The 12988-nt window shown below is 67.1% G+C and carries 14 protein-coding genes; 10 read left to right on the top strand and 4 right to left on the bottom strand.

Translation table 11 applies throughout. The features are described 5' to 3' along the window. The 6 genes from BO226_RS23560 (at position 1) to BO226_RS23585 (ending at position 7697) form a co-directional block, all read left to right on the top strand. Complete coding sequence (locus BO226_RS23560) at positions 1-486, top strand: rhodanese-like domain-containing protein (protein ID WP_064851585.1); 486 nt, start codon at positions 1-3, stop codon at positions 484-486. A 98-nt stretch (positions 487-584) separates the two neighbouring features. Then, entirely contained in the window at positions 585-2051 is a 1467-nt protein-coding gene (gene lysS / locus BO226_RS23565) for a lysine--tRNA ligase (RefSeq protein WP_232333457.1), read from the top strand. A 95-nt stretch (positions 2052-2146) separates the two neighbouring features. Beyond that, the gene (locus BO226_RS23570; protein WP_006550504.1) at positions 2147-2506 is read left to right on the top strand and encodes a histone-like nucleoid-structuring protein Lsr2; all 360 of its coding nucleotides are present in this window, start codon (positions 2147-2149) and stop codon (positions 2504-2506) included. A gap of 149 nt (positions 2507-2655) precedes the next feature. Continuing rightward, on the top strand, positions 2656-4086 hold the full coding sequence (locus tag BO226_RS23575; RefSeq protein WP_071936203.1) for a phospholipase D-like domain-containing protein: 1431 nt from the start codon (positions 2656-2658) through the stop codon (positions 4084-4086). Positions 4087-4356: 270 nt separating this feature from the next. Beyond that, positions 4357-6900, top strand: coding sequence for an ATP-dependent Clp protease ATP-binding subunit (locus BO226_RS23580; protein WP_071936204.1), 2544 nt, complete (start codon positions 4357-4359; stop codon positions 6898-6900). Between the two features lie 152 nt (positions 6901-7052). Beyond that, positions 7053-7697 (top strand): MBL fold metallo-hydrolase, encoded by a 645-nt coding sequence (locus tag BO226_RS23585; RefSeq protein ID WP_024102848.1) that lies wholly within the window; start codon positions 7053-7055, stop codon positions 7695-7697. Positions 7698-7759: 62 nt separating this feature from the next. Here BO226_RS23585 and BO226_RS23590 read toward each other — a convergent pair whose 3' ends face one another. Beyond that, positions 7760-8386 (bottom strand): TetR/AcrR family transcriptional regulator, encoded by a 627-nt coding sequence (locus tag BO226_RS23590; RefSeq protein WP_064256747.1) that lies wholly within the window; start codon positions 8384-8386, stop codon positions 7760-7762. A 119-nt stretch (positions 8387-8505) separates the two neighbouring features. On the opposite strand from BO226_RS23590, the gene BO226_RS23595 reads away from it, so the two are divergent. The 3 genes from BO226_RS23595 to BO226_RS23610 all read left to right on the top strand — a co-directional run bounded on the left by BO226_RS23595 (position 8506) and on the right by BO226_RS23610 (position 10423). Further along, positions 8506-8934: a hypothetical protein gene (locus BO226_RS23595; RefSeq protein ID WP_156895317.1), complete on the top strand. Its 429-nt coding sequence runs from the start codon at positions 8506-8508 to the stop codon at positions 8932-8934. A 302-nt stretch (positions 8935-9236) separates the two neighbouring features. Beyond that, positions 9237-9677 (top strand): OsmC family protein, encoded by a 441-nt coding sequence (locus BO226_RS23605; protein ID WP_006550498.1) that lies wholly within the window; start codon positions 9237-9239, stop codon positions 9675-9677. A 59-nt stretch (positions 9678-9736) separates the two neighbouring features. Next, positions 9737-10423: a DsbA family oxidoreductase gene (locus BO226_RS23610; RefSeq protein WP_071936207.1), complete on the top strand. Its 687-nt coding sequence runs from the start codon at positions 9737-9739 to the stop codon at positions 10421-10423. Here BO226_RS23610 and BO226_RS23615 read toward each other — a convergent pair. Together BO226_RS23615 and BO226_RS23620 are read right to left on the bottom strand one after the other, a co-directional pair. Beyond that, positions 10413-10943: a DUF1990 family protein gene (locus tag BO226_RS23615; protein WP_006550496.1), complete on the bottom strand. Its 531-nt coding sequence runs from the start codon at positions 10941-10943 to the stop codon at positions 10413-10415. The two genes, BO226_RS23610 and BO226_RS23615, sit on opposite strands and share 11 nt — an antisense overlap. 1 nt (position 10944) lies before the next feature. Further along, a complete protein-coding gene (locus BO226_RS23620) occupies positions 10945-11250 on the bottom strand; it encodes an antibiotic biosynthesis monooxygenase family protein (protein WP_006550495.1) in 306 nt (101 codons plus the stop codon). 33 nt (positions 11251-11283) lie between these two features. Here BO226_RS23620 and BO226_RS23625 point away from each other — a divergent pair, with 33 nt between their 5' ends. After that, the gene (locus tag BO226_RS23625; protein WP_064256749.1) at positions 11284-12039 is read left to right on the top strand and encodes an alpha/beta fold hydrolase; all 756 of its coding nucleotides are present in this window, start codon (positions 11284-11286) and stop codon (positions 12037-12039) included. Here the strand turns inward: BO226_RS23625 and BO226_RS23630 are convergent. Continuing rightward, positions 12036-12920 (bottom strand): A/G-specific adenine glycosylase, encoded by an 885-nt coding sequence (locus BO226_RS23630; RefSeq protein WP_071936208.1) that lies wholly within the window; start codon positions 12918-12920, stop codon positions 12036-12038. The genes BO226_RS23625 and BO226_RS23630 overlap by 4 nt on opposite strands. Between the last annotated feature and the right edge of the window lie 68 nt (positions 12921-12988).

Genomic DNA, 12988 nt, shown 5'->3' on the forward strand with positions numbered 1-12988 from the left:
ATGCGCGCTGCGCTTCTTTCCACCACTTCTGTTTCCACCGCTGCTCCGGTTGCCGCTTCTACGGTTACCGCTACTGCTCCGGTCGCCTTCCACCGGCTCGCCGTCGAGCGCACGTACCCCACCGAACTGTCCGCAGCGGTCGCCCGCGGCGCCGTCATCGTCGACATCCGCTCGAACGCCGAACGTGCCGCTCAGGGAACGCTTCCCGGTGCACTGGCCATCTCCGCCGATCTCGTCGCCGAGCGACTCGATCCGGGCGGCCCGGGCCGTCTCGCCCTCGCCGTCGACCGCGACGTCGAATGGATCCTCGTCTCGTCGGACGGCGCGAGCTCGCACGGTGTGGTCACCGAACTGCACGCGCAGGGTTTGCGCCGGGTCACCCACCTCGTCGGAGGCTACGACGCCATCCGCGCGGCCCGCCTGGTCGGCGCAGTCGCCGAGGCCCAGCACGTCGCGCAGGACGTGGCGCGGGTCACCGCTCACTGAAAGCGCGCATCTGCAGGAATGGTGACCTCGGGTGTCCGATAGTCTGGTTACCCGTGAGTGATGCCACCGTTCAGCAGCCCGACGACACCCCCGAGCAGATGCGGGTTCGCCGCGAGAAGCGCGAACGGCTCCTGGCACAGGGTTCGGAGGCCTATCCCGTCGAGATCCCGCGCACCCATACGCTCGCGGAGATCCGCGCCGAGTATCCCGACCTCGAGCCCGACACCGCCACCGGCACCGTCGTGGGCGTCGCCGGCCGCGTGATGTTCTCGCGCAACACCGGCAAGCTGTGCTTCGCGACGTTGCAGGAGGGCGACGGCACCCAGCTGCAGGTCATGCTCAGCCTCGCCGGCGTCGGCGAGGAGGCGCTCGCCGCCTGGAAGTCCGAGGTCGACCTCGGCGACATCGTGTTCGTGCACGGCGAGGTCATCAGCTCCCGTCGCGGTGAGCTCAGCGTCATGGCCGACTCGTGGACCATGGCGTCGAAGGCGCTGCGTCCGCTGCCGGTCGCGCACAAGGAGATGAACGAAGAGGCGCGGGTGCGTCAGCGCTACGTCGACCTCATCGTGCGTCCCGAAGCACGTCGCAATGCACGCATGCGTGTCGCGGTGGTGCGCGAGCTGCGCAACGCGCTCGAGCGTCGCGGCTTCCTCGAGGTCGAGACGCCCATGCTGCAGACCCTGCACGGCGGTGCGGCGGCCCGCCCGTTCGTGACGCACTCGAACGCACTCGACATCGATCTGTACCTGCGTATCGCGCCGGAACTGTTCCTCAAGCGCTGCGTCGTCGGCGGTATCGAGAAGGTCTTCGAGATCAACCGCAATTTCCGTAACGAGGGTGCCGACTCGACGCACTCGCCGGAGTTCTCGATGCTCGAAACGTACGAGGCGTACGGAACCTACGATGATTCGGCGCGGATGATCCGCGAGATCATCCAGGAGGTCGCGTTCGGGGTCTTCGGCACCCATGTGGTGACGCTCGCCGACGGTACGGAATACGACTTCGGGGGTGAATGGAAAACTCTCGAAATGTATCCCTCGCTGTCCGAGGCGATCGGCACGGACGTGACCCCCGACACCACACTGGAGGAATTGACGGCTCTCGCGGATCGTGTCGGTCTGGAGATTCCCGAGGGCAAGGGCTGGGGTCACGGCAAGCTCGTCGAGGAGCTCTGGGAGCACATGTGCGGCGACCAGCTGCACGAGCCGACCTTCGTGCGTGATTTCCCCGTGGAGACGTCGCCGTTGACACGCGATCACCGCACGGTGCGCGGGGTCACCGAGAAATGGGATCTGTACGTCCGAGGTTTCGAACTCGCCACGGGTTACTCGGAACTCGTCGATCCGGTGATCCAGCGCGAGCGTTTCGTCGACCAGGCGCGTCTGGCGTCGGAAGGGGACGACGAGGCAATGGCTCTCGACGAAGACTTCCTCGCCGCGATGGAACAGGGAATGCCGCCGACCACCGGTACCGGAATGGGAATCGACCGTCTGTTGATGGCACTTACCGGTCTGGGAATCCGCGAAACAATCCTGTTCCCGATTGTTCGACCGAACACCCGTTAATCGGATTTCACCGCTCCATATTGCGATGCGTTAATCGGCGGGTAGTGTGGTGCCCGTCCCGCGGGGGGAAGCGCATTTGAGAGGATTTACACCACATGGCGAAAAAAGTCACTGTCACCCTGATCGACGATGTGGATCAGGAGTCCGCGGCGGACGAATCGGTGGAGTTCGGTCTCGACGGAGTAACGTACGAGATCGATCTTTCCGAGGACAATGCGGCACGGCTGCGCGAGCAGTTGGAATTCTGGATCGAACACGCTCGTAAGGTCGGCGGCCGCAAGCGGAGCAAGACCGCTGCCGGAACTGCGCCTGCTGCGCGCAAGAGCGGATCCGGAAGTGCCGGTCGCGAACAGACGGCCGCTATCCGTGAATGGGCACGGAACAACGATCTGCCGGTGTCGGCCCGTGGCCGAATCTCTGCGGAGATCGTCGAGGCGTACAACAAAGCGCACTGACGAATCCTCGTCCGTGGGGCGTCGTCCATCCGTGGACGGCGCCCCACAATCGTCGGTGGACGGGTTGGGTTGTGGCACAGTGGCGCCTGTCACACACGTCGATCGTGCGGACGACCCGGCACGATGCGGTCGGGGAGTAGCATCCGCTCATGGCCGAGACCGTGCTCGAACCAGGTTCCACCTGCTGGCGAATCGCGCGAGCGGAGAGGTTGGCCTGCATAGTCGACGCCGCCGACTATTTCCGTCACGCCAAGGCGGCGATGCTCCGGGCGGAAAAACGCATCATGCTGATCGGGTGGGATTTCGACACCCGGATCAAGTTCGAACCCGAGGGTGCAACTCTCGAGGGACCGAACAAACTCGGTGAATTCCTCGAATGGCTTCCCGAACGTCGACCCGGTCTCGATATTTATCTGCTCAAGTGGAACATCGGTGCGTTCAGTGCCCTCGCACGCGGAATGACGCCGGTGTTCGTGCTCGATTGGCTCACCGACCCGAGCCTGCACTTCGAAATCGACGGGGCGCATCCCGTGGGCGCGGCGCACCATCAGAAAATTCTCGTCGTCGACGACAGCATCGCTTTCTGTGGCGGTATCGATATGACCGTCGACCGCTGGGACACCCCGGATCATCCGGACCGGAGCAAATACCGGCGGGAGCCGAGCGGTAAACGCTACGGACCGTGGCACGACGTGACGACCGCCGTCGACGGCGACGCCGCGCGGGCCCTCGGTGACCAGGCCCGCGCCCGGTGGAAGGCGGCCACGGGGGAGGAGCTCGATCCCGTGCCGGAGCCGGAGCCGATCTGGCCCGACGATCTCGAGCCGACCCTCCGCGGTGTGGACGTGGGCATCGCGCGCACGCTGCCCGCCTACGACGGGAAGGACGGCGTCCACGAGATCGAGGCGCTGTACCTGTCGGTGATCGAGAAGGCGCGGCACACTCTCTACCTCGAGAGCCAGTACCTCGCTTCGCGCAGGATCGCGGAGGCTCTCGCCGAGCGACTGCAGCAACCGGACGGCCCCGAGATCGTGGTGGTGATCCCACGCAACGCCGACGGCTGGCTCGAACGCAAGGCCATGGACGGTGCCCGGCGGGCCCTGCTGCACATGCTGTGGGAGGCCGACGTGCACGGCCGTTTCGCCGCCTACTATCCCGTCACCGCCGGCGGGGAGCCGATCTACGTGCACGCGAAGGTCGTCGTCATGGACGAGACGTTGCTGCGGATCGGGTCGTCGAACCTGAACAACCGTTCGATGGGCTTCGACACCGAATGCGACCTGGCCATCGAGTCCGCCGAACCCGGGGACGCGGTCGGCCGCGCCGCCGTCGAGCTGCGCAACATCCTGGTGGCGGAACATCTCGGCGTCGACCCCGAGGTGATCGCGGAGGCCACGAAGGACGGTGGTTCGCTCATCTCCGTCATCGAACGGTTGCGCGGTCCGGGACGTTCGCTGCGGCCGTTCGAAGCGGGTACGGTGTCGGACGAGGACAGTGTCCTCGCAGAAAGTGCTCTGGCCGATCCCGAACGCGCCTCGCGGAGCTTCGGACGCAGGATCGAGCGATTCTTCGCCCGTTGATCCCCCACAGCCTTTGTTCGCTTGTGGCGTACAGCTTGCGGAAACGTATCCGCCACGTGCAGCGTTGACTTCTGAAACCGGGTTTTCTCGCCGCCTTCCGAAGGGTAGAGGGAAAGCGAGTCGATACCACGGCCACTAGAGTGTGGAGTGGGAGCTTGGAACCTCTGAAAGGTTCCGACGAACGACTCGAGTGCCGGAGCTTAAGAGCGGCAGCAGGGTGCGGGACGATCGGCGTACCGGACCGGCGGCCGGAGAGTGTGAGGGAGTGCGATGTTCGAAAGGTTCACCGATCGCGCGCGGCGCGTCGTTGTCCTGGCTCAAGAAGAGGCCAGGATGCTCAACCACAACTACATCGGCACGGAGCACATCCTCCTCGGCCTCATCCACGAGGGTGAGGGTGTGGCGGCGAAGTCGCTCGAGTCGTTGGGTATCTCCCTCGAAGGTGTGCGCAGCCAGGTCGAAGAGATCATCGGCCAGGGTCAGCAGGCGCCCTCGGGGCACATTCCCTTCACTCCTCGTGCCAAGAAGGTCCTCGAGCTGAGCCTTCGCGAAGCGCTCCAGCTCGGACACAACTACATCGGTACCGAACACATCCTGCTCGGTCTCATCCGCGAGGGTGAGGGCGTGGCGGCGCAGGTGCTCGTCAAGCTCGGCGCCGACCTCAACCGGGTGCGCCAGCAGGTCATCCAGCTGCTGTCCGGTTACCAGGGCAAGGAGCCCGCAGAATCCGGCACGAGCCGTGGCGAGACCGGCACTCCGTCCACGTCGCTCGTCCTGGACCAGTTCGGCCGCAACCTCACGCAGGCAGCTCTCGAAGGCAAGCTCGACCCGGTCATCGGCCGGGCGAAGGAGATCGAGCGCGTCATGCAGGTGCTGTCGCGTCGTACGAAGAACAACCCGGTGCTCATCGGCGAGCCGGGTGTCGGCAAGACCGCCGTCGTCGAGGGCCTCGCGCAGGCCATCGTCAACGGTGAAGTCCCCGAGACCCTCAAGGACAAGCAGCTCTACACGCTCGACCTGGGCTCGCTCGTCGCCGGCAGCCGTTACCGCGGCGATTTCGAGGAACGCCTGAAGAAGGTCCTCAAGGAGATCAACAGCCGCGGCGACATCATCCTGTTCATCGACGAGCTGCACACGCTCGTCGGTGCCGGTGCCGCCGAGGGCGCGATCGACGCTGCGTCGATCCTCAAGCCCAAGCTCGCTCGCGGTGAGCTGCAGACCATCGGTGCGACGACCCTCGACGAGTACCGCAAGTACATCGAGAAGGACGCCGCTCTCGAGCGCCGCTTCCAGCCGGTGCAGGTCGGGGAGCCGACGGTGGAGCACACCATCGAGATCCTGAAGGGTCTGCGCGACCGCTACGAGGCGCACCACCGCGTCTCGATCACCGACAAGGCGCTCGTCGCGTCGGCCACACTCGCCGACCGCTACATCAACGACCGCTTCCTGCCGGACAAGGCGATCGACCTCATCGACGAGGCCGGTGCCCGCATGCGCATCCGTCGCATGACCGCGCCGCCGGACCTGCGTGAGTTCGACGACAAGATCGCCGACGCCCGTCGCGAGAAGGAATCGGCGATCGACGCGCAGGACTTCGAGAAGGCCGCGAGCCTGCGCGACAAGGAGAAGCAGCTCGTCGCGCAGCGTGCCGAGCGCGAGAAGCAGTGGCGTGCGGGCGATCTCGACGTCATCGCCGAGGTCGACGAGGAGCAGATCGCCGAGGTCCTCGCCAACTGGACCGGTATCCCGGTGTTCAAGCTCACCGAGGAGGAGACCACGCGTCTGCTCCGCATGGAGGACGAGCTGCACAAGCGGATCATCGGCCAGGAGGACGCCGTCAAGGCCGTCGCCAAGGCGATCCGCCGTACGCGTGCCGGCCTGAAGGACCCGAAGCGTCCGTCCGGTTCGTTCATCTTCGCCGGCCCGTCCGGTGTGGGTAAGACGGAGCTGTCCAAGGCGCTCGCGAACTTCCTGTTCGGCGAGGACGACGCGCTCATCCAGATCGACATGGGCGAGTTCCACGACCGCTTCACCGCGTCGCGCCTGTTCGGTGCTCCTCCCGGCTACGTCGGCTACGAAGAGGGCGGCCAGCTCACCGAGAAGGTGCGCCGCAAGCCGTTCTCCGTGGTTCTGTTCGACGAGATCGAGAAGGCCCACCAGGAGATCTACAACACCCTCCTGCAGGTCCTCGAGGACGGTCGCCTCACCGACGGCCAGGGACGCACGGTCGACTTCAAGAACACCGTGCTGATCTTCACGTCGAACCTGGGCACCGCCGATATCTCGAAGGCCGTCGGGCTCGGCTTCTCGGCCGGAACGGGCGAGGCGTCGAACTACGAGCGGATGAAGAGCAAGGTCCACGACGAGCTGAAGAAGCACTTCCGGCCCGAGTTCCTCAACCGTATCGACGACATCATCGTCTTCCACCAGCTCACGCAGGATCAGATCATCCAGATGGTCGACCTGATGATCGGACGTGTGGAGGCGCAGCTGAAGAACAAGGACATGGGTATCGAGCTCACCGAGAAGGCGAAGTCGCTGCTCGCCAAGCGCGGCTTCGACCCGGTGCTCGGCGCACGTCCGCTGCGTCGCACGATCCAGCGCGAGATCGAGGATCAGCTCTCCGAGAAGATCCTGTTCGGCGAGATCGGCGCAGGCCAGATCGTCCTCGTCGACGTCGAGGGCTGGGACGGCGAGGGTGCCGGCGAGAACGCGAAGTTCACGTTCACGCCGAGCGAGAAGCCGGCCGAGGTCCCGGACACCCCGGCGGTCGCGCTGGCCAAGTCCAGCGAGGGCGAGTCCGAAGCCGGATAAGCGTCCGCTGCCTGTGGGAGCAGGCACCTGCTGTACCGAGAGGGGCGGCACCCGAGAGGGTGTCGCCCCTCTCGTCGTCCGACGCACTTGACCTCCAGTCGGCTCGAGGTTGCATGGTGGTGGTGACCGGACGACGACCAGGAGGTATCGCGATGCGGCAAGTACTGCCCGATCTGTGGGAGACGCAGGAGGACAATCCGTTCCCGGGGCTGAGGACGCACGCCTATCTGTGGACCGGGACGAACAACGTGCTCTTCTACTCGGTCGCGGGTGAGGCCGATTTCGACGAACTGGGCCGCCTCGGGGGGATCACCGACCAGTACCTGTCCCACCAGGACGAGGCCGGTCCGATGCTCGGCAGGATCGCCGAGCGCTTCGGGCCGAGACTCCACGCGGCAGCGGCGGAGGCCGACGTGGTCGGCCGGCACGCCCGCATCGACGTCCCGCTGACGGAACGTCATGTGGACGACAACGGGGTGGAGATCGTTCCGACACCCGGGCACACGGTGGGCAGCACCTGCTATCTGGTGCCCGGCGCGGACGGGACCCGCTACCTGTTCACCGGCGACACGCTGTATCGCGGTGCTTCGGGGACGTGGCGGGCCGGCTACATCGAGGGGATGAGCGACGCCCGTGTGCTCGCCGACAGTCTGCGCCTGCTGGCGAAGACGGAACCCGATGTGGTGGTCTCGAGTGCGTTCGCGGGGGAGGCGGGCGTGCATCGGATCGACGCCCGGGAGTGGCCCGCCCACGTCGACCAGGCTCTGAGCGGGTTGTCTGCCGCGGTGCAGGGCTGAGCAGAGATCTTCTTTCCGGCCGATCTGCCCTGCCGCGGGTCGCGGCCGACCTTGCCGCCTGCTTATCTGCCGATGGTCGGCATGTGCGCGGTGAGTGTCGACAGGGTGCTGGCGACGATCTCGGTGAGTTCGTCGGGACGGATGTCGAGCGTGCCGTCGAGCCAGCCGCGGACGAGCTCGACGGCGCCGGCCATGACGACCACCGCACGCAGTTCGGCCTGCCGGGAGTCGAGGCGGGTGCCCATCGCGTCGCTCTGCTTGGCGAGTTCGTCGGCGGCGGACCGGATGAACGCGCTCTTCCGCTCGGCGAGCGGGGGCGCGTCGGAGATGAGGAAGCGACCCTGCTGGGGGTTGCGTTCGACGGCGCCGACGATCGCTCCCACCGCGGCGCGTGCCTTGGCGTGCAGCTCGTCGGGGGCCGCCGCGATGGCGTCGACGGCGCGTTCGAGCAGGGTCGCGCCGAGCTCGTCGTAGGCGGTGGTGACGAGGTCGGTCATGTCGGTGAAGCTCTCGTAGAAGAAGCGGGGGCCGACTCCCGCGGTGGCCGCGACCTTCCGTACCGTCGTCGCCGACCAGCCCTCGTCGGCGACGACGTCGATCACCGCGTTCTGGAGACGCTTGCGGCGTTCGGCGCGCCGGTCGGCCGGGGCGACGCCGCGATACGCGCGGGTGGCTTCGGGCTCGGACACATCGTCGAGTGTGGCACAACACGACCAGGCTTCCGGAATCGACCAATTCCGGAATTAAGTGTGTACTAATTGTGGAATCCTCGTCATGGTCGGTCCCCGAGTCCGGACGAGGAGGAAACGTGACGATCGATGCATCGTCGACTGCCTACCTGCACGACCGAACCGATCGACTCGCACCGAAGCCGATCCTGCGAGAAGGCGGCCCGCGTCTGGCGATGTCGTTGCTCGTCGGCGACTCGGTGCGGCCCACCAGGGCCCAGTCCCGGGCGTTCGCCAAGTTCGCGCACACCTGCGATCCCGTGGCCGACGATCTGGTCGCCGCGATACGCCGCGACCGGCTCCGCATCCGCACGCAGTTCGAGCAGGCACTCGAACACGGCATCGAGACCGTGGACGATTCCGCGCCCGAGATGGCAGCGTTCATCGCCACCCTCGACGGCGTGCCGTTCCGGGTCGACTACGACAAGCTCGATCTCGCCGCGCGGGCGATCGTGCGGATGCCGATGAGCACCCGGTGTGGTTCGCGCGCAACCTCCTACGCGACCTGAATGTCCTGGTGCCCGGAGGCGCCGGACGCGCCGCCCGGCGTGGTCACGCCGAGCGTATGCGGGAGATCGCCGAGGTGAAGCGGCGGCTCGAGGCGCGGCCTTACGAACGGGACGGAGCCGTGCAGTCGATCCGTGAGCGCGACCGCGAACTCAGGGCGCGAACGGCCTGATCCGGACATCAGGAACGCTCTGGCGCGAACGGCCCTCGCCACCACGACGACTCTGCAAGTGTGGTTCGTGAAGCACTGTCTTCGTGAAGCACTGTCGCATGCAGTGCTGTCGCACCCAGAGAAGGAGAGGTCATGCCCACTCGTACCGCACGGACCGCATGGAACGGGGATCTGCAGAAGGGCTCCGGTCAGGTGGAGCTCACCAGCTCGGGCCGTGGCACGTTCGACGTGTCGTTCCCGAAACGCTCGGCGGAGAACGCGGACGGCACCACCAGCCCCGAGGAGCTCATTGCCGCCGCACACTCGTCGTGCTTCGCGATGCAGTTGTCCGCGCTGATCGCGGAGGCGGGCGGCACGCCGCAGAGCCTCGAGGTCACCGCCGACGTCTCGCTGGGGCCCGATCCGGCGGGCGGATTTCGACTCACCGGAATCCGGTTGAAGGTGCGGGGCGAGGTCGACGGCCTCGACGCCGACGGCTTCGTCAAGGCCGCGGAGGACGCGAAGGCCGGATGCCCTGTGAGCAAGGCACTCACCGGCGTCGAGATCTCCCTGGACGCCGCGCTCGAGAGCTGACGGGTTCGTGGACCGATCGGCCGGGAACAGAGCACGTCAGGGCCGGGTTGCAATCGAATATGAGCATGCCTGACGTACTTCTCCCCACCGCTCACATCGAGATCTGGTCCGACATCGCCTGCCCCTGGTGCTACATCGGCAAGCGGCGCTTCGCGGAGGCCCTCGAGTCCTTCGCCGACCGCGACCGGATCGAGGTCACCTGGAGGTCGTACCAGCTCTCGCCCGACACGCCGGTCGGGCGTCGGGTCCCCGAGGTGGAGGCGCTCGTCGCGATGAAGGGGATGCCGGCCGAGCAGGTCAGGCAGATGTTCGCGCAGGTCTCGGACACCGCTGCCGACGTTGGACTCGAGATCGACTTCGACAACGTCGTCGCCGCCAACACCTTCGATGCGCACCGACTCGTGCATCTGGCGGGCGACAAGCGCGACGAGGTGCTCGAAGCGTTGTTCCGTGCGCATTTCGTCGACGGCGAGGTGATCGACGATGTGGATGTCCTCGTGAAGGTCGCCGCCGAGGTCGGGCTCGATCCGGAGTCGACGCGCGCGGCGCTCGACGGCGACGATCCCGCCGGTGAAGCGGCGGCCGACGCCGTGACCGCCGATCTCTTCGACGCGCGACGGATCGGCGTGCAGGGGGTGCCGTTCTTCGTGGCCAACCGCGCCGTCGCGGTGTCGGGTGCGCTGCCTGTGGACGTCTTCCGTCAGTTCCTGCGCAGGGCCGTCGACGATGTGACGGTCAAGCTGTGAGTGCCGCGAGATAACGTCGCGCGATCTGCTGCTGGAGCAGGTGCCCGACGGGACCGGCCAGCTTCGTGTACCAGCGGGCGGGGCGGGAGAACGCGAGCACCGTTCCCCGCACCCGTCCGTCCACGGTGCGCTCGACGACGAAGGTCTCCTCGCCGCTGGCGGGATGACCGGGGAGTGTGCCGTAGGTGAACCCGCGTATGTCCGGGGTGTCGACGATCTCGATCACGCGGCACCGCGCCGACGCGCGCACCGGTCCGAGACCGAAGCCGAGATCCACTTCGACGCCGGGTACTGCGAGGGGCGTGCCGGGCGGGATCCGTATGCCCGCGCCGCGGTGCATGTCCCACGAGAACAACTGGGCAGCGGCGACCTCGAACACGGTGTCGCCGCGGCCCAGTTCGCTCTCGACCCTCAGATGTCGATAACCGGAGGGGAGCGGTGCCTCGTCCCGGAAGGCACGCAGGCTCGCTCCCACCTCCGCATAGGTGAACTCACGCCCGGACCCGCCGGACGCGGACATCTCAGGACTTCTTGACGTCGAGGACGACCTCGAACTCGAGCAGCGATGCGCCGGTCGCGACGGGTTTCTTCGCCTCACCCGCGTGGGCAGCACGTGCGTCGCCGTCGCGCCACGCGGCGAAGTCCTCCTCGGACTCCCACTGAGTCACCACGAAGTACCGGTTCTCGCCCGCGGTGGGGCGGAGCAGCTGGAAGCCCAGGAAGCCGGGGGAGTTGTCGACGGTGTGCGCCCGATTGGCGAATCGCTTCTCCAGCTCGGGGCCGGCGCCTTCGGGAACTTCGATTGCGTTGATCTTCACGACTGCCATGCGCGAGAGCCTACTCCGCTAACTTGGTCGATTGTGTTGCACGACGAGGGCGGAACCGGACGACCCATCCTGCTGTTGCACGGTCTCATGGGCAGCGCCCGCACGTGGCGTCGTCACGTGCCGTGGCTGCGCGAACACGGACACGTGTACACCTTCGACGCCGCCGGTCACGGTCGTCCCGCTCCCGATGAACTCACCACCGAGGCGTTCGTCGCCGATCTCGAAACCCATCTCACCGGGATCACCGAACCGCTCGTCGTGATCGGGCATTCGATGGGTGCCCTGCACGCGTGGTGCTTCGCTGCGACCCATCCCGAGCGGGTCACCGCGCTGGTGCTCGAGGACATGGCGCCCGACTTCCGGGGACGCACGGCCGCGAACTGGGCGGCGATGATCGCGCAGTGGCCGCAACCGTTCCCCACCGGGGATGCGGTGTTCGACTTCTTCGGGCCCGTCGCGGGTCGCTACTTCCTCGACTCGTTCGTCCGCCGCGATGACGGCTGGTATCTGCACGGCGAGGTCGAGACCTTCCGCGACATCTCGGAAGAGTGGGGGTCGCGGCACTTCTGGGACGAGTGGAACTCGATCCGCGTGCCCGCGCTGCTGCTCGAAGGCGAGTTCACCATCACCCCCGAGGGGCAGATGCGGCGGATGGCGACGCGACCCGGCACCGACCACGTCCTCGTCGACGGCGCCGGGCATCTCGTGCACGACGACCGGCCCGACGAGTTCCGTGCCGCCGTGGAGCGCTTCCTGACGACGCAGTCGCTGTCGGGCAGTCGACTCTAGGACACCGACCCCTCACCGGCGAGCGCGAACCGGCCGTCGTCGGTCTGCTCGACGAGACCGTCCACGAGCAGTGAATGCAGGGCGCGGTCGCGCTGGCCCGGATCCGTGGTCCACACGCTGTCGAGGACGGGACGCTCCACCGGGACGCTGCTCTCGCGCAGCACCGCCATCAACCGGCCGCGCACCTGCCGGTCGGTGCCGGCGAACTTCTGCACCTTCCGGGGTGGTCCGTCGTGGGCGGGCCGCCCGGCCTGTACCCATGCGCACTCGGGCAGCGGGCAGCGTCCGCAGTCGGGCGTGCGAGCGGTGCACACGGTCGCACCGAGTTCCATCAGCGCCGCGGAGAAGGTCGCCGCACGTGCACGCTGACGCGGAAGGATAGCCTCGACGTCGGCGAGATCCCTTGTGGTCGAAGGGTTTCCTGGCTCCGCCCGACCGTGGACGGCGCGGGCGACGACACGACGCACGTTCGTGTCCACCACCGGCACACGCTGTCCGTATGCGAAGCACGCCACGGCACGGGCGGTGTAGGCGCCGACGCCGGGCAGGGTCAGCAGGACGTCGACGTCCTCGGGAACCCGGTCGTCGTGCTCGGCGGCGAGTACGCCGGCGCACTCGTGCAGGCGCAGCGCGCGGCGCGGATAGCCGAGCTTGCCCCACGCCCGCAGCACCTCGGCCTGGCTCGAGGCGGCCATCGCGGACGGCACGGGCCAGCGCCGCACCCACTCCTCCCAGATCGGAGCGACCCGGGCGACCGGCGTCTGCTGCAGCATGACCTCGGACATGAGGATCTGCCAGCCCGTCACCCCGTCGCGGCGCCACGGCAGGTCGCGCGCCTGCGCGGCATACCAGCGCAGCAACGACGGTGCGTCCACGGACATCTCGGGTCTCCTCCGGTCACGGGGTCGGGTGTGGGGATCCGCTGAGGAGATGTCGAACGAAATCGGAC

It is taken from the genome of Rhodococcus sp. 2G (genome assembly GCF_001886355.1).
Taxonomy (GTDB): Bacteria; Actinomycetota; Actinomycetes; order Mycobacteriales; family Mycobacteriaceae; genus Rhodococcus; species Rhodococcus pyridinivorans.